Annotated in this window: 16 protein-coding genes and 1 pseudogene; 4 read left to right on the forward strand and 13 right to left on the reverse strand. The window is 72.8% G+C overall.

Going from position 1 to position 15,026, the window contains the following annotated elements; all coding sequences use genetic code 11:
* The first annotated feature begins 107 nt into the window (after positions 1-107).
* Positions 108-1,358 (forward strand): LCP family protein, encoded by a 1,251-nt coding sequence (locus ACFXDJ_RS30005; RefSeq protein ID WP_384655179.1) that lies wholly within the window; start codon positions 108-110, stop codon positions 1,356-1,358.
* A complete protein-coding gene (locus ACFXDJ_RS30010) occupies positions 1,346-2,758 on the forward strand; it encodes an FtsW/RodA/SpoVE family cell cycle protein (protein ID WP_384655182.1) in 1,413 nt (470 codons plus the stop codon). Before ACFXDJ_RS30005 ends, ACFXDJ_RS30010 begins: the two co-directional genes overlap by 13 nt.
* Positions 2,759-2,777: 19 nt before the next feature.
* Here the strand turns inward: ACFXDJ_RS30010 and ACFXDJ_RS30015 are convergent, their stop codons facing one another.
* Together ACFXDJ_RS30015 and ACFXDJ_RS30020 are read right to left on the reverse strand one after the other, a co-directional pair.
* Entirely contained in the window at positions 2,778-3,650 is an 873-nt protein-coding gene (locus tag ACFXDJ_RS30015) for a polysaccharide deacetylase family protein (protein ID WP_384655185.1), read from the reverse strand.
* Positions 3,647-4,606 (reverse strand): polysaccharide deacetylase family protein, encoded by a 960-nt coding sequence (locus ACFXDJ_RS30020; RefSeq protein WP_384655188.1) that lies wholly within the window; start codon positions 4,604-4,606, stop codon positions 3,647-3,649. Before ACFXDJ_RS30020 ends, ACFXDJ_RS30015 begins: the two co-directional genes overlap by 4 nt.
* A 92-nt stretch (positions 4,607-4,698) precedes the next feature.
* Here ACFXDJ_RS30020 and ACFXDJ_RS30025 point away from each other — a divergent pair, with 92 nt between their 5' ends.
* A complete protein-coding gene (locus tag ACFXDJ_RS30025) occupies positions 4,699-5,886 on the forward strand; it encodes a methyltransferase domain-containing protein (protein ID WP_384850908.1) in 1,188 nt (395 codons plus the stop codon).
* A gap of 33 nt (positions 5,887-5,919) precedes the next feature.
* Here ACFXDJ_RS30025 and ACFXDJ_RS30030 read toward each other — a convergent pair whose 3' ends face one another.
* From ACFXDJ_RS30030 to tsaB, 5 genes are read right to left on the reverse strand one after another with little or no spacing between them, the layout of a single operon-like run.
* The gene (locus ACFXDJ_RS30030) at positions 5,920-6,558 is read right to left on the reverse strand and encodes a hypothetical protein (RefSeq protein ID WP_384655192.1); all 639 of its coding nucleotides are present in this window, start codon (positions 6,556-6,558) and stop codon (positions 5,920-5,922) included.
* Positions 6,559-6,612: 54 nt separating this feature from the next.
* A complete protein-coding gene (locus ACFXDJ_RS30035; RefSeq protein WP_384850919.1) occupies positions 6,613-6,876 on the reverse strand; it encodes a hypothetical protein in 264 nt (87 codons plus the stop codon).
* 14 nt (positions 6,877-6,890) lie between these two features.
* Positions 6,891-8,066, reverse strand: coding sequence for a tRNA (adenosine(37)-N6)-threonylcarbamoyltransferase complex transferase subunit TsaD (gene tsaD, locus ACFXDJ_RS30040; RefSeq protein ID WP_384655195.1), 1,176 nt, complete (start codon positions 8,064-8,066; stop codon positions 6,891-6,893).
* Complete coding sequence (gene rimI, locus ACFXDJ_RS30045) at positions 8,059-8,556, reverse strand: ribosomal protein S18-alanine N-acetyltransferase (protein ID WP_384850921.1); 498 nt, start codon at positions 8,554-8,556, stop codon at positions 8,059-8,061. Before rimI ends, tsaD begins: the two co-directional genes overlap by 8 nt.
* A gap of 23 nt (positions 8,557-8,579) precedes the next feature.
* Positions 8,580-9,242 (reverse strand): tRNA (adenosine(37)-N6)-threonylcarbamoyltransferase complex dimerization subunit type 1 TsaB, encoded by a 663-nt coding sequence (gene tsaB / locus ACFXDJ_RS30050; protein WP_384655198.1) that lies wholly within the window; start codon positions 9,240-9,242, stop codon positions 8,580-8,582.
* 132 nt (positions 9,243-9,374) lie between these two features.
* Between tsaB and ACFXDJ_RS30055 the strand changes: the two genes are divergently transcribed.
* Positions 9,375-9,935 carry a hypothetical protein gene (locus ACFXDJ_RS30055; RefSeq protein WP_384655201.1) on the forward strand — a complete coding sequence of 187 codons (561 nt, stop codon included), beginning with the start codon at positions 9,375-9,377 and terminating at the stop codon, positions 9,933-9,935.
* 63 nt (positions 9,936-9,998) lie between these two features.
* Here the strand turns inward: ACFXDJ_RS30055 and ACFXDJ_RS30060 are convergent, their stop codons facing one another.
* The 6 genes and pseudogenes from ACFXDJ_RS30060 to ACFXDJ_RS30085 all read right to left on the reverse strand — a co-directional run.
* The gene (locus ACFXDJ_RS30060) at positions 9,999-10,244 is read right to left on the reverse strand and encodes a hypothetical protein (RefSeq protein WP_384850910.1); all 246 of its coding nucleotides are present in this window, start codon (positions 10,242-10,244) and stop codon (positions 9,999-10,001) included.
* 129 nt (positions 10,245-10,373) lie between these two features.
* A complete protein-coding gene (gene tsaE, locus ACFXDJ_RS30065; protein WP_384655207.1) occupies positions 10,374-10,916 on the reverse strand; it encodes a tRNA (adenosine(37)-N6)-threonylcarbamoyltransferase complex ATPase subunit type 1 TsaE in 543 nt (180 codons plus the stop codon).
* On the reverse strand, positions 10,885-12,045 hold the full coding sequence (locus ACFXDJ_RS30070) for an alpha/beta fold hydrolase (RefSeq protein WP_384655210.1): 1,161 nt from the start codon (positions 12,043-12,045) through the stop codon (positions 10,885-10,887). Before ACFXDJ_RS30070 ends, tsaE begins: the two co-directional genes overlap by 32 nt.
* Before the next feature lie 10 nt (positions 12,046-12,055).
* Positions 12,056-13,213, reverse strand: coding sequence for an alanine racemase (alr, locus tag ACFXDJ_RS30075; protein WP_384655212.1), 1,158 nt, complete (start codon positions 13,211-13,213; stop codon positions 12,056-12,058).
* Positions 13,214-13,290: 77 nt separating this feature from the next.
* The gene (locus ACFXDJ_RS30080) at positions 13,291-14,703 is read right to left on the reverse strand and encodes an NAD(P)H-hydrate dehydratase (RefSeq protein WP_384850912.1); all 1,413 of its coding nucleotides are present in this window, start codon (positions 14,701-14,703) and stop codon (positions 13,291-13,293) included.
* 16 nt (positions 14,704-14,719) lie between these two features.
* Positions 14,720-14,957, reverse strand: a pseudogene (locus ACFXDJ_RS30085) (holo-ACP synthase); the annotation flags it as partial.
* Positions 14,958-15,026 lie beyond the last annotated feature (69 nt).

Raw genomic sequence — 15,026 nt, forward strand, 5'->3', positions numbered from 1 at the left:
ACACCACCCACCCCCACCACACCGGCCACGGCGCCGCACCCGGCCCCTGAAAGCGCCTTCAGGACCCTCAGGTTTCCTTCAGCGCCGCTCCCCCAGCATCGGGATGCATGAGCGCCCACCGCAGGAAGCCCCAGGACCAGCAGGCCCCCGCGACCCGCAGCCGCAGGCCTTCGCGCCGGACGCGGCTCGCCCGGACCCTGCTGGCCGGAACCTGCGCACTGGTGGTGCTCGCGGGGGGCACCGCCTGGTACCTGTACCGCGACCTCGTCTCCACCATCGGCAGCTCCAAGGCCCTGGAGGGCGCCGAGAAGTCGAAGTACGGCGATACGAACATCCTGCTGATGGGCCTGGACAGCCGCCGCGACCAGAACGGCGAGCCGCTGCCCGAGGACGTCCTCGACAAGCTGCACGCGGGCAGCTCCGACATCGGCGGCTACAACACCAACACCCTGATCCTGCTCCACGTGCCCGGCGACGGGGGCAGGGCGAAGGCCTTCTCGGTGCCGCGCGACGACTTCGTCGAGATGCACGGCGTACCCGAGTTCACCGGCAAGGCCAAGATCAAGGAGGCGTACGGGCGGGCGAAGGCCAAGCACGAGGACGAGCTCGCCGCCCAGGGGGTCAAGGACCGGCGGCAGCTGGAGCGCGAGGGGCGCGAGGCGGGGCGGAAGGCCGAGATCGAGACGGTCCGCGCGTTCCTCGGCGTCCCGATCGACCACTTCGCCGAGCTGAACCTGGCCGGTTTCTACCACCTGGCGGACGCCCTGGGCGGCGTACCGGTGTGTTTGAAGCACCCCGTGAAGGACGGCTTCTCGGGCGCCGACTTCCCGGCGGGACCGCAGACGCTGAACGGCCAGCAGTCGCTGGCCTTCGTACGGCAGCGGCACGGGCTGACCATGGGCGATCTGGACCGCACGAAGCGGCAGCAGGCCTTCCTGGCGGGGGCGACGTACAAGCTGAACCAGGCCGGGACCTTCACCGACCCGGTGAAGCTGCTCAAACTGATCGACACCGCGAAACAGGACGTGGTCACCGATCAGGGGTGGGACCTGCTGTCGTTCGTGAAGCAGGCGAAGAACCTGTCGGGGGGCAACGTGGAGTTTGTGACCCTTCCCATCGAAGGCTTCGACAGGAACCATGGTGCTGAAATAAACGTCGTAGACGATATGAAGATAAAGCGACTCATTGCCGAGCAGATCGGGCCCAAGGCCTCTGCGAGCCCGAGCGCACCGGGCACCGCTCCCTCCCCGGCAGGGTCGCCCTCCCCGGCAGGGTCGCCCTTCCCCGCGCCCGCTCCGTCCCCGAAGAGCAGCGGAACCCCTGCCATCGATGGCGGCGGCGTCCCGTGCGTGGACTGAAACCCCTGACGACGGCGGGCGCGCGCCGCCGCACCGAAGCGCTGCTGCTCGTCCTGGTCGTCGGCATCACCGTGGCCGGCCATGCCAGCGCGGGGCTGGCGATGAACGACGCGCTGCCGCCCAACCTCACCGGCTTCACGGTCAGCATGACGCTGCTCGCGCTGGTGGGGCATCTGGCCGTGCGCCGGTTCGCCGCGTACGCGGATCCGCTGGTCTTCCCGCTCGCCATGCTGCTGACAGGGCTGGGGCTGGTGCTGCTGCACCGGCTCGACCAGGGGTACATCGAGCGGTACAAGTCGACGGCGAACGCGCCCGGCCAGCTGCTCTGGTCGGTGATCGGCGTCGCCGCGTGCATCGCCGTGCTGTGGGTCCTGCGCGACCACCGGCTGCTCCAGCGGTTCATCTACATCACGATGGTCGTCGCGCTGGTGCTGCTGATCGCGCCGGCGTTCTTCGGCGCGGACACCTACGGCGCGAAGCGCTGGATCGTCATCGGCGGCCTCTCGGTCCAGCCGGGCGAGTTCGTGAAGATCATGATCTCGGTCTTCTTCGCGGGCTACCTGGTCATCCACCGCGACGCGCTGGCCCTGTCGGGCCGCAAGTTCCTGGGCATGCGGCTGCCCCCGATGCGCCAGCTCGGGCCGATCATCACGGTGTGGATCATCTCGCTGCTGGTGCTGGTCTTCGAGCGCGACCTCGGCACCTCGCTGATCTTCTTCGGCGTCTTCGTGGTGATGCTCTACGTGGCCACGGAGCGCACCAGCTGGATCGTCTGCGGCCTGCTCATGGCCGCGGCGGGCGCCTTCGTCGTGGGCTCCACGGAACCGCACGTCAAGGGCCGCGTGGCCGCCTGGTTGAACCCGCTGTCGTACTACTGGAAGGACCGGCCGCCGGGCGTCGTCTCGGACCAGTCGGCGCAGGCGCTGTTCAGCTTCGGCACGGGCGGCATCTCGGGCACGGGGCTCGGCATGGGCCACCCGGAGCTGATCAAGTTCGCCGGCCGCAGCGACTTCATCCTCACCACGGTCGGCGAGGAGCTGGGCCTGGCCGGCGTCATGGCCGTCCTGATCCTCTACGCGCTCCTCGTGCAGCGGGGGCTGCGGATGGCCCTGGGCGCGCGCGACCCGTTCGGCAAGCTGCTGGCGGTGGGCCTCTCCGCCGCGCTGGCCCTCCAGGTCTTCGTGGTGGCGGGCGGAGTCACGGGGCTGATCCCCCTGACGGGCAAGGCCCTGCCCTTCCTGGCGGCGGGCGGCTCGTCGCTCCTGGCCAACTGGGTCATGATCGCCCTGCTGCTGCGGATCTCCGACAGCGCGGAACGCCAGCGCGAGGCGGATTCCCTGGGCCCGGTGGAAACGACGATCACCCCCGTGGTGTCCGGTCCGGGCCCCACGGGTTCCTAGTGCCGCGTCAGGCGCCGCACTAGAGGTAGTCCTCCAGCCGCCCGATCTTGTACCCCTGCTCCTGTATCCGCTGGAGCATCCGCTGGGTCATCTCGATCTCCGTCGAGCCCTTGAGCTCGGCGGGGCCGCGGAAGTGGGCCAGGATGATGTCGCCCGGCTTGAGGGCCGAGCCCTCGGCGTACTGGAAGTTGTTGATCTGCATCGACACGCGCCACAGGAGGAGCTGCGAGATCCCGCACTCGTTCGCGGCCCTGAGGGTGTCGTCGTTGTAGTTGCCGTACGGCGGGCGGAAGCGGGTCGGCTTCGTGCCGAACCGCTTCTCCAGGCGTTCCTGCTGACCGCATATCTCTTTCTTCTGTGCCGCGAAGGACAGGGTCTTGAGGTTCGGGTGCGTCAGCGTGTGGTTGTTTATCGTGCTGTTGGAGCCGTTGTCGCGGAGCTTCTCGAAGTGGCCGTAGTCCGACGAGGCGATGTTGTCCGTCAGGAACATGCTGATCGGCAGCTTCAGGTCGGCCGCCATCTTCAGGAACTCGGGGTTCTTCTCCGCGCCGTCGTCGAACGTCAGGAAGACGACCTTGTCGTCCGCCGGGACGGGTATTCGGTCGATGACCTGGACCCGGCCGGGCTTGGCCGGCGGGATCTGGGGTTTGACGGCCGGCTTGGGGGCGTACTGGAGGGGGGCGCTCAGGCCCCACTTCTTGTACGCCTCGTCACCCGCGGCCGCCGCTCCCGAGGGGGAGGACGAGGGGGAAGCCGACGGAGACGTTCTGGCCTCCGTCGACTTGCGGCCCAGCCGTTCGATGGGGTCCACGCTGTTCCCGCACCCCGTCAGGGACAGCGCCAGCGCGCCGGCCGTCAGCATTCCGGCTACCAACCGGCGCGCGTACCTCACAAGTAATCCTCCAAGCGGCCCACGGCATAACCCTTGTCCGTGACGGTCTTCATGACGTGACGGATCATGTCAGTCATGCTGCCCTTCCAGTCTTCCTTGCCCCGGAAGTGCGTGAGGATGATGTCACCAGGATGCAGATCACGGTCCCATTCGCGCCAGTCCATGCGGTCCGGGAAGGCCTCCTCGTTCCAGAGGGGGACGTGCTTGATCCCGCAGGACTTGGCCGCGCGCAGCGTGTCCTCGTTGTAGTTGCCGTACGGCGGGCGGAACAGCGTGGGCCGCTTGCCGAACTGCTTCTCGATCGTGTCCTGCTGCCCGCAGATCTCCTGGTGCTGCTTCTCGTAGGAGAGCGCCGGCATGTAGCGGTGGTTGAGCGTGTGGTTGTTCAGGGTGACGCCCGCGGCCTGCATCTCCTTGAAGTACGGGTAATTGTCCCGCACCAGGTAGTCGCTCAGGAACGCGGTGTACGGGAGCTTGAGCTCCTGCATCATCTTCAGGAACTCGGGGTCCTTCTCGGCGCCGTCGTCGATCGTCAGGAAGACGACCTTCTCCTCCGTGGGGACGGTGGTGAAGACCGGCGGCAGGCTGTCGCCGTCCTCGACCTCGAAGCCCTTGCGGGTGGTGATCTCGGGCTTCTCCTTGGGCGCCACCGGGGCCATGAGCGGCGGTTTGGCCAGGCCCCACTTCTTCGCGGCGACGATCCGCGCCTGCTGGGCGGCCTTCAGCTTCTCGGCGTAGTTGCCGAGTGCACCGGCCGCGCCGGGCCCCTCGGCGCCGGCGGCCGCCTTCGCCTTCGCGGCCTTGTCCGGCGCTCCGGAGCCGCTGGATCCGCACCCCGTCGCCAACCCGGCGACCAGCAGTGCGGCCATCGCGGCCATCCCCAACCGGCCTCGCGCGCCTGCCGCGATCCGGTGACCCTGTTGCGTCTTATGTTCCTTTTGTCGGACTAGCTGCATAGCTGGGCATCTTTGCAGCCGTCACGCCCGCGCGCCGCCCGACACCTCGATGGGAACTCGACCTTCCATCGAGTGGCCCACCGTGGCCGACAATGGACCCCGTGACCCCCGAAGACTTCGCCGCGCTCCTCACCCCCGAGGGCAGCGCCCTCCTCGACTCGCTCCGGGAGTACGACCCCGCCCAGGAGCTCGCCGTGGCCACCCGGCTGCGCCGCGAGCACCCCGCCGCACTGGTCTCCGCCGCCCTCGGCCAGGCCCGGCTGCGGCAGCGCGCGGTGGCGAAGTTCGGGGCCGGGGACGCCCACCGGATGTACTTCACCCCCGGCGGCGGCGAGATGGCCACCCGCGCCTCCGTGGCCTCGTACCGCGCCGAGCGGCTGGCCGCCCTGGGCGTACGGAGCCTCGCGGACCTGTGCTGCGGGATCGGCGGCGACGCCCTGGCCCTGGCCCGGCTCGGCATCCGCGTACTGGCGGTGGACCACGACCCGCTGACCGTCGCCGTCGCGCGCGCCAACGCCGAGGCGCTGGGGCTGGCGGACCTGATCGAGGTACGGGAGGCGGACGTGACGGAGGTGGACACCGCGGGCTACGACGCCGTGTTCATCGACCCCGCCCGGCGCGGCGGACGCGGCCGTATCTTCGACCCCGAGTCCTACTCCCCGCCGCTGTCCTGGGCGATCGCCACCGCCCGCGCCGCGAAGTTCGCCGCGATCAAGATCGCGCCCGGGATCCCCCACGAGGCGGTCCCCGCCGAGGCCGAGGCCGAGTGGATCTCCGACCAGGGGGACGTGAAGGAGGCCGTCCTGTGGTTCGGGACCGCTCCGGGCGAAATCCGAGCGACCCTGCTGCCCGGCCCGCGCGCGCTGGCGACCGCCGATCCGCTGCCCGACCCCGAGGCCGGTCCGGTCGGCCGCTACCTCTACGAGCCCGACGGGGCCGTGATCCGGGCCCACCTCGTCGCCGAGGTCGCGGAGCAGCTGGACGGCCGGCTGATCGACCCGACGATCGCGTACATCACCGCCGACGAGCTGCGCGAGACCCCGTACGCGACCTCGTACGAGATCACCGACGTACTGCCCTTCGGCCTCAAGAAGCTCAAGGCCCTGATGCGCGAGCGCGGGGTCGGCATCCTGACGGTGAAGAAGCGCGGCTCGGCGATCGAGCCGGAGGAGCTGCGCCGGAAGGTGAAGCCGCAGGGGCCGAACTCCGCGACCGTGTTCCTGACCCGGGTCGCGGGGGCGCCCTCGATGCTGATCGGCTCGCCGACGGCCAGGCCCTGACGGCCGGGTAGCCGCTGGCCGCCGCCCCGGCCGCTAGCCGGCGGCCGGGTGGACCGGGTCGCCGCCGCCGAAGGCCCGTACCGCCCAGCGGTAGTGCGCGCCCGCCTTGCCGAGGCCCAGCAGGCCGGTGACCCACAGGATCATGCCGAGGCCCATCGTGTACGCGACCTCGCCGTAGGTGTCCGAGCCCGGCCGGGCCGACACCGCCGCCCCGAAGGTCACCCAGAGCCCGAGCGCGCCCAGCAGGAACGAGGTCAGCAGCCAGGTCAGGCTCCGCCCCGGGGCGCGTACCGCGGAGTCGGCGGCCGGGTCCCGGCCCAGCTCCGCCCACGCGCACATCAGCCGGCGGATCTGCCGGTCCTGCCTGGCGCCCCAGGCGAACCAGAACCCGGCCGGTATCAGCACGCCCACGCCGAGCACCGCGAAGATGAGGCCGAAGAGGTACGAGAACGGGTCGGCCGTCTCGAAGGCCATCAGGGCCATGCCGACGAAGGACCAGCCGAGGGCGAAGACCGCCGAGACCGCCCAGAGGAGCAGCAGCCGCCCGAAGCCGAGGCTGCGCCGCCCGAGTTCGCTCAGGAAGCGGGCGCGGTCGGCCCGTACGGTCTTCTCGTCGAGCCACGCGCGCAGGTGCGCGGGAGGGGGCGGTGGCGGCAGGTCACGGCGGGGCATGCGCATGACCATAGCGCCACGCACCACGGCCTCCGCCGGACCCCTGCCGGAGGATCAGCCTCCGCCGCCCTCCACGGCCTCCACCGATTCGAAGCGCCAGCGGTGCACCGCCCGGGTGATCAAGTCGGCGTCGGGCTCCGGGAGTTCGGGCAGATCCGCGGCGACCCCCTCGGGGGTCTCCCACCAGGTGATCACGAGCACCCGGTCCTGCGGGGCCCGGAACACCTCGCGCCGCACCGGCTCTTGGGCGAGCACCCGCGAACGGGCCCACTCCAGGAGCTCGTTGCCCCGTCCGGGCACGGACCGGGCCTCCCACATCAGCGCGACGGTGCTCACGAGTACAGGTTGTCCTTGCTCAGCTCGTGCACGTGGTCGTGGTCGTGCCCGGCCCCGTGGCCGTGGCCGTGGTCGTGGCCGTGGTCATGCCCGTGACCGGGGCCCTCCCCGTGAGAATGGCCGGAAGAACGGCCGGGAACGTGCGGGTCCGTCACCGGCAGCGAGGAGTCCGCCGACAGGTCCCAGTCCGAGGCGGGCCTGTTCCGCTTGACCATCTCCGCGCCCAGCGCCGCCACCATCGCGCCGTTGTCCGTGCACAGCCCCGGCCGCGGCACCCGCAGGATGATCCCCGCGGCGTCGCAGCGCTCCTGCGCGAGCGAGCGCAGCCGGGAATTGGCCGCGACACCGCCGCCGATCATCAGGTGGTCGACGCCCTCGTCCTTGCACGCGCGGATCGCCTTGCGCGTCAGCACGTCCACCACGGCTTCCTGGAAGGAGGCCGCCACATCGCGCACCGGCACCTCCTCGCCCGCCTTCCGCTTCGCCTCGATCCAGCGGGCGACGGCCGTCTTGAGCCCGGAGAAGGAGAAGTCGTACGCCGCGTCGCGCGGCCCCGTCAGCCCGCGCGGGAAGCTGATCGCCTTCGGGTCCCCCTCGCGCGCGAGCCGGTCGATGACCGGGCCGCCGGGGAAGCCCAGCTGGAGCACGCGCGCGATCTTGTCGAAGGCCTCGCCGGCCGCGTCGTCGATGGTCGCGCCGAGCGGGCGCACGTCGGTGGTGATGTCGGGGGCCAGCAGCAGCGAGGAGTGCCCGCCGGAGACCAGCAGCGCCATCGTCGGCTCCGGCAGCGGCCCGTGCTCCAGCTGGTCCACGCAGATGTGCGAGGCCAGGTGGTTCACCCCGTACAGCGGCTTGCCCAGGGCGTACGCGTACGCCTTCGCGGCCGAGACGCCCACCAGCAGCGCCCCCGCGAGGCCGGGCCCGGCGGTGACGGCGATGCCGTCGAGGTCGCGGGCGCTGACCCCGGCCGTCTTCAGGGCGCGCTCGATGGTGGGGACCATCGCCTCCAGGTGCGCGCGGGAGGCCACCTCGGGCACGACCCCGCCGAAGCGGGCGTGCTCGTCGACGCTCGACGCGATGGAGTCCGCGAGGAGGGTGGTGCCCCGGACGATGCCGACGCCGGTCTCGTCGCAGGAGGTCTCGATGCCGAGGACGAGCGGTTCGTCAGCCATGGGTCGTCTCACCTTGTACGGGTCCGTCCGCCTGGACGGAGTGTTCGGGGTCGGAAATGCGGCGCATCACGAGCGCGTCCACGTTGCCGGGCTGGTAGTAGCCGCGTCGGAAGCCGATCGGCTCGAAGCCGAAGCGCGCGTACAGCTTCTGGGCCCGGGTGTTGTCGACCCGCACCTCCAGCAGCACCTCGGCGCACTCGAAATCGCTGGCCGCGCGCAGCAGGTCGGTCAGCAGCCGGGCACCGAGCCCGGTGCCCCACTGGTCGCGGGCGGCGGCGATGGTCTGTACGTCGCCCAGGTCTCCGGCGGCGGCCAGCCCGGCGTAGCCGACCAGGCGGCCGCTTTCGTCTTCGGCCACGACGTAGCGGCGGGTGGCCCCCGGGCCGCGGGCGTGCGCGAGCTCGGACCAGAACATCCCGGCGGACCAGGCGTCCTCGGGGAACAGCTCGTGCTCCAGCTCCAGCACCGGCTCGATGTCCCACCAGCGCATTTCGCGCAGTACGGCGGCGGTGGTCACTGCGGGGTGACCACCTTGTAGTTCTTGGGCACCTGCGCGTCGGGGCGGCGCAGGTAGAGCGGGGTCGCGGGCAGGAACTCTTCTCCGGCCGCCAGCCGTTCCACCGCCAGGGCCGCCAGCGCGGCGGCGCTCTGGTGCTCCGGGGCGCGGGCGTCGGTGAAGACCTCCGGGTAGAGCTGCGCGCCCTGCCCGACGGCGGGCAGTCCCGCGACCCGCTCGGCGATGTCGGCCGGCCGGTCCACCGCGGGCTCGCCGACCCGGGTGCGCGGGTCCTCGTACCGGGCCCAGTAGACCTCCTTGCGCCGCGCGTCGGTGGCCACGGTGAAGGGGCCCTCGATCCCGGCGGCACCGGCCGCGTAGGCGAGGCCGTCGAGGGTGCACAGCCCGTGCACGGGCACGCCGAGGACGGAGGCGAAGGTGGAGGCGGTGACGAGTCCGACGCGCAGCCCGGTGTAGGGGCCGGGGCCGACGCCGACGACGATGCCGGTGACGGCTTCGAGCTTGACCCCCGCCTCGGCGAGGACCTTGTCGACGGAGGGCAGCAGGAGCTCCCCGTGGCGGCGGGCGTCGACCTGGTTCGACTCGGCGAGGACGGACTCGCCGTCGTGCAGGGCGACGGTGACGGCGGGCGTGGCGGTATCTACAGCGAGCAAGAGCACGCGAACAGCCTACGACTCCCGGGCCCCGGGCCCTTGCGGCCGGTCTGGAAGCGGCCCGGCTGCTACCTTCGACCCAGGTGTCACCGATCAAGGCGTCGGGACCCCCCAGACCATGCGGAGAGGTGGACCAAGGTGGCACGCAGCAGCTCGGGAATCGTGGCCGGGCTCACCGTCGCGGCACTCGCCGCGATCGGCTTCCTCGGCTACCAGGCCTCCGCCTCCGCTCCCGCGCACCCTCAGAAGGCCGTCGCGCAGAGCCCGTCCCCCTCCCCGAGCCCTTCCGGCGCCGCGAAGGCGGACCCGGGCAAGCCGGTGGCCGTCCCGGCCGGTTCCGGCACCGGGATGCGCGTCGTGTACTCGATCGGCGCGAAGCGGGTGTGGCTGGTGAGCGCCACCGGTGAGGATCCGAAGTCGTTCACGGTGATGCCGAGCACGGTCCACCCGGCGCCGGGCAGCTACACGGTCGGCAACCGCACGGGCACGGTGACCGGCTCGGACGGGGTGCCGATCGAGCACGTCGTCCGGTTCGCGAGCACGCAGGGCATCACGGTCGGTTTCAGCGCCCGCGTGGACAACACGCTCCCGGAGCCCGATCCGGCGAAGAAGACCGGCGGCGTCCGTATGACGCGCGCGGACGGCGACGCGATGTGGGCCTTCGCGACGATCGGCACGAAGGTCGTCGTCGTCGCCTGACGTTCGCCCGAACGGGGGACGCGCCTAGGCCAACCCCGGCCCTCCACACCCCTTGACGACCCTTCAGGCCGCTTCGGACTCCGGAGCGGCCTGCTCGCCCTCCCCGGCCCCTTCCCGTACGAGCGCCTCTCCCGCGGCCGCCTCCGCGGCGGGATCCGGTTCGCCGCCGCGCTCGCGCGCGGGCGGCGTGGACACGGCGCTGGCGGCCGCGCCCGCGGCGAGCAGCGCCCCCATGGACACGCCGGACGGGCGGGGGACACCCGCCCCCGGTGCCGCCGCTCCCGGTGGTGCTGCTCCTGCTGCCGACATGGCTGCCTCCTGGCCGGGGCCAGCCTGTACTTAGGTACGCCTAACCAGCCCTCGTCACCATGTGACCACGCGCCCTGCCGCCCGCGCAATATCTTGCCGACGAGTTGTCGGTACGTTAACCGCGAACTTTCATTCCGAGAGGACGCCCGCGAGGGCCTCCAGACCCGCCCCGGCCGACCAGCGCCCGCCGATCCCCCGGACCGCGACCTCCCGTACGTCGTCCAGGACCTCCTCGTGCCCCACCGCCCGCCGGATCACCACGTGCAGCCGGTCGTCGGACAGCTCCTCGACCTTGCCGTCGCCCCACTCCACGACGACCACGGACTCGGGCAGCGAGACGTCGAGGTCCAGGTCCTCCATCTCGTCGAGCCCGCCGCCGAGCCGGTACGCGTCCACGTGCACCAGTGCCGGGCCGCCGGTCAGCGACGGGTGGACCCGGGCGATCACGAAGGTCGGCGAGGTCACCGCCCCGCGTACGCCGAGGCCTTCGCCGAGGCCGCGGGTCAAGGTGGTCTTGCCGGCGCCGAGTTCCCCGGTCAGCAGGACGAGGTCGCCGGGGCGCAGCAGACCGGCGATCCGGCGGCCGAGGTCCTGCATGGCGTCGGGCGAGCCGACGGTGATGTGCGCTTCGGTTCCGGCTTCAGGAACCGCTGCCTGCGGTACTTCTTCCATGACCGGAAACGTTAGCCGCTGCGGACACCACCCCGGTGCGCGCCAGCAGCTCGGTGAGCAGCCGGGTCACGGTGTCCGGGTGTTCCAGCATCATCAGGTGCCCGGCGGACTCCAGGACGACCAGTTCGGCGGAGGGCAGCGCGTCCTTGATGGTCTGGCTGTGGCCGGGCGGGGTGACCATGTCGCGGTCCCCGGCGATGACGGTGACGGGTATGTCCGCGAACCGCTGGAGCGCGTCCGTCTTGTCGTGGGTCTGGAAGGCCGGGTAGAACTCGGCGACCACGTCGATGGGGGTGCCCTCGATGAGCCGCTCGGCGAAGCGGGCCACGCCGGGGTCCACGTCGGGCGAGGCGAAGGAGTACATCTTGACCATGCCGGCGAACAGGTCCGCCGTGGCGCGGCGGCCCTTCTCCACCAGCTCCACCTGGGAGCCGAGCGCCTTGAGCACCCCGGGCAGCAGGCGGCGCACCGCCCCGAAGCCCACGGAGGGCAGCCCGTACGTCACCTGGTCCAGGTGGCCGCTGGAGGTGCCGACGAAGGCCACCCCGGCCACCCGGTCCCGGATGAGCTCGGGGAACTGGTCCGCGAGTCCCATGATGGTCATACCGCCCATCGAGTGACCGACCAGGATCAGCGGGCCCTCGGGTGCGGCGGCGTCGATGACGGCCTTCAGATCGCGGCCGAGCTGCTCGAAGGTCACCGGCTCGCCCTCGGCCTGGGCCAGGCCGCGGGCGCTGCGGCCGTGGCTGCGCTGGTCCCAGTACACGGCGCGGACCACACCGCGCAGGGCATCGCGCTGGAAGTGCCAGGAGTCCTGCGCGAGGCAGTAGCCGTGGCAGAACACCACGGTCGGCGGGGCCGGGGCCTTGCGGCGCAGCCGGCGCCGCTTGCCCTCCTCGGGCAGTTCGTCGACCTCGTAGTAGAGCGTGGTGCCGTCCTCGGCCCGTGCCTGACCGGGGGCGCCGCGCAGGGAGCCGTAGTCCCCGGTCGCGTCGAGGGCGAGGCGCGCCTTCATGCGCATGCCCCGCCCGACGGTGATCCGTTCGACCGCGACACCGGCCGCCGCGCCCGCGGCTATCACGCCGATGGCCGCTCCGGCCCAGCCGGCCTTGCGCCAGTTCTCGCTCACGCCGCCGCCCTCACTCAGCCGTTGCGGTACTTCCGTCGCGGTACACCCGGGGAACCCTGACCCCGATACGAGTGACGATCTCATACGCGATCGTGTGCGCCGCTTGAGCCCAGTCCTCGGCCGTGGGCTCGCCCCGCTCGCCGTCGCCGAAGATGACCACCTCGTCGCCGGGCCGGACCCGGTCCTCGGGGCCGATGTCCACGACGAACTGGTCCATGGCCACGCGTCCGGCGGCGTACCGCACCTTGTCCCCCAGCAGGACGGGGCCGCGGCCGGAGGCGTGCCGCGGGATGCCGTCGGCGTAGCCGGCCGGGATGAGCGCGAGCCGGGTCTCGTTCTCCGTCACGTAGTGGTGCCCGTAACTGACGCCGTGTCCGGCGGGGACCTCCTTGACCAGGGCCACGAAGGCCTTCAGGGCCATGGCGGGGCGCAGCCCGAGCTGGGCGGGGGTGCCGAGCTCGGGGGCCGGGGAGACCCCGTACACCGCGAGGCCGCACCGGACGAGGTCGAAGTGGCTCTCGGGCAGGGTGAGGGTCGCGGGCGAGTTGGCGATGTGCCGGACCTCGGGCTCGATGCCCTCCTTCTCGGCGTACGCGAGCATGTCGCGGAAGGCGTTCAGCTGGAGCGCGATCGAGGGGTGGCCCGGCTCGTCGGCGCAGGCGAAGTGCGACCAGAGGCCGGTGACGTGGACCGTGCCCTCGGCCTGGGCGGCGACGGCCGCGCCGACGAGCTCGGCCCAGTCGGCGGGCTGGCAGCCGTTGCGGCCGAGGCCGGTGTCGGCCTTGAGCTGGATCCGGGCCGTGCGGCCGGCGGCGCGGGCGGCCGCGCGCACTTCCTCCAGGGCCCACATCCCGCTGACGGCGACGTCCACGTCGGCCTCGATGGCCTCCCGCCACGGCCCGCCGGGGGTCCACAGCCAGCACAGGATCCGCCCGCCGACCCCGGCGGCGCGCAGCGCGAGCGCCTCCTCGGGGGTGGCGGTCCCGAGCCAGGTCGCACCGGCTTCGAGGGCCGCGCGGGCGCAGGGCACGGCGCCGTGCCCGTAGGCGTCGGACTTGACTACGGCCATCACCTCGGCCCGGGGCGCCCGCTCGCGCAACGCGCGCACGTTCGCCCGTACGGCGTCAAGATCGATCTCGGCGTACACGCGCGTGGGTGTCTCGTTCATCCCCCACAGTCTCTCAGAGCCCGAACGTCGCGCTCGTCTACGGCTCCGCGCGCGGTCCCCGGGGGCTCGGACGGGGCTCAGCCGGCAGCTCGGCCGGCGCCGACGTCGCGCCAGGCGGAGGGCAGGGCGGCCGCCACGTCGTGGGCCAGCAGCGGGCCGCCGTCCGCCGCGATGCGGCCCGCGAGGCCGTGCAGGTACGCCGCCGTCGAAGCCGCGTCGGCCCCGGACAGCCCGGCCGCCAGCAGCGAGCCCGCGAAGCCCGCCAGCACGTCCCCGCTCCCGGCCGTGGCCAGCCACGCCGTGCCCGTCGGGTTCACCCGTACCGTCCGTGCGCCCGCGGAGGCCACCAGCGTCGTCGAGCCCTTCAGGAGCGCCGTCGCCCCGTACCGCCCGGCCAGCTCCCGTACGGCCGCCAGCCGGCCCGCCTCCACCACCTCGCGCGCGACCCCGAGCAGCGCGGCCGCCTCCCCCGCGTGCGGGGTCAGCACCGTCTCCGCCTGCCTCGCCCGCAGCGCCCGGGGGTCCAGCCCGCGCAGCCCGTCCGCGTCCACCAGGACCGGCACGGGCTGCGCCAGCACCTCGGCCGCGGCCGGGTCCTCGCCCAGTCCCGGACCGACCACCCACGCCTGGACCCGGCCGGGCCCGATCAGCGTCTCGGGGTAGCGCGCGAGCACGGCGTCCGCCACCGCCGGCGGTCCCACGTACCGCACCACGCCCGCGCCGCCCCGCAGGGCCCCCGCCACCGCGAGCAGCGCCGCACCCGGGTAGCGGGCCGACCCGGCGACGATCCCGACCACGCCCCGCCGGTACTTGTCGCTCGTCTGCGTGGGCGTCGGCAGCAGCCGGGCGACCTCGGCGTGCTGGAGGGCCTCCGCGTCCGGCGGCGCCGGGAAGGACAGCCCGATGTCCACCAGGTGCACCACCCCGGCGCGGGTGGCCCCCGGGTCGATGAGCAGTCCCGGCTTGTACGCCCCGAAGGTCACGGTGACATCGGCCCGGACGGCCGCCCCCGCCACCTCCCCCGTGTCCGCGTCCACCCCGCTCGGCAGGTCCACGGCCACCACCACCGCGCCCGCCGGGATCCGCTCCACCAGCGCGGCCGCCGCCGGGCGCAGCCCGCCGCGCCCGCCGATGCCGACCAGCCCGTCCAGGACCAGGTCCGCCCGGAGCGGCACCTCCTCGGCCACGCGGCCGCCGGCGGCCCGCAGCGCGGCCAGCCCGCCCGCGTGCAGCCGCGCGGGATCCATCGGTACCGCCGTCACCCCGGCCCCGCGCCGGGCCAGGCGGGCGCCCGCGTACAGGGCGTCGCCCCCGTTGTCCCCGGGGCCGACGAGCAGGACGACCCGGGCCCCGTACACCCGGGGCAGCAGCCGGGCGCAGACGGCGGCCAGCCCGGCCGCCGCCCGCAGCATCAGGGTGCCCTCGGGCAGTTCGGCCATCAGCTCGCGCTCGGCGGCCCGTACGGTCTCCACGCTGTAGGCAGTTCGCATGGGACCACCCTGCCCGCTATCCCTCGGCGATCACCACAGCGGAGGCGATGCCCGCGTCGTGGCTCAGCGAGATGTGCCAGGAGCGCACGCCCAGTTCCGCCGCCCGTGCCCGGACCGTCCCGGACACCCGCAGGCGCGGCTGCCCGCTGTCCTCGACGTACACCTCGGCGTCGGTCCACAGCAGCCCGCCGGGTGCGCCGAGCGCCTTGGCGAGTGCTTCCTTGGCCGCGAACCGGGGGGCGGGCGGAGCCCGGGCGCGCGGCCCCCCCCGCCGCCGGGTCCGCTAGGGCGCGGCGAACAGGGCGCCGGCCGGGGTGGGTGTG

The organism is Streptomyces sp. NPDC059443 (assembly GCF_042750105.1).
Taxonomy (GTDB): domain Bacteria; phylum Actinomycetota; class Actinomycetes; order Streptomycetales; family Streptomycetaceae; genus Streptomyces.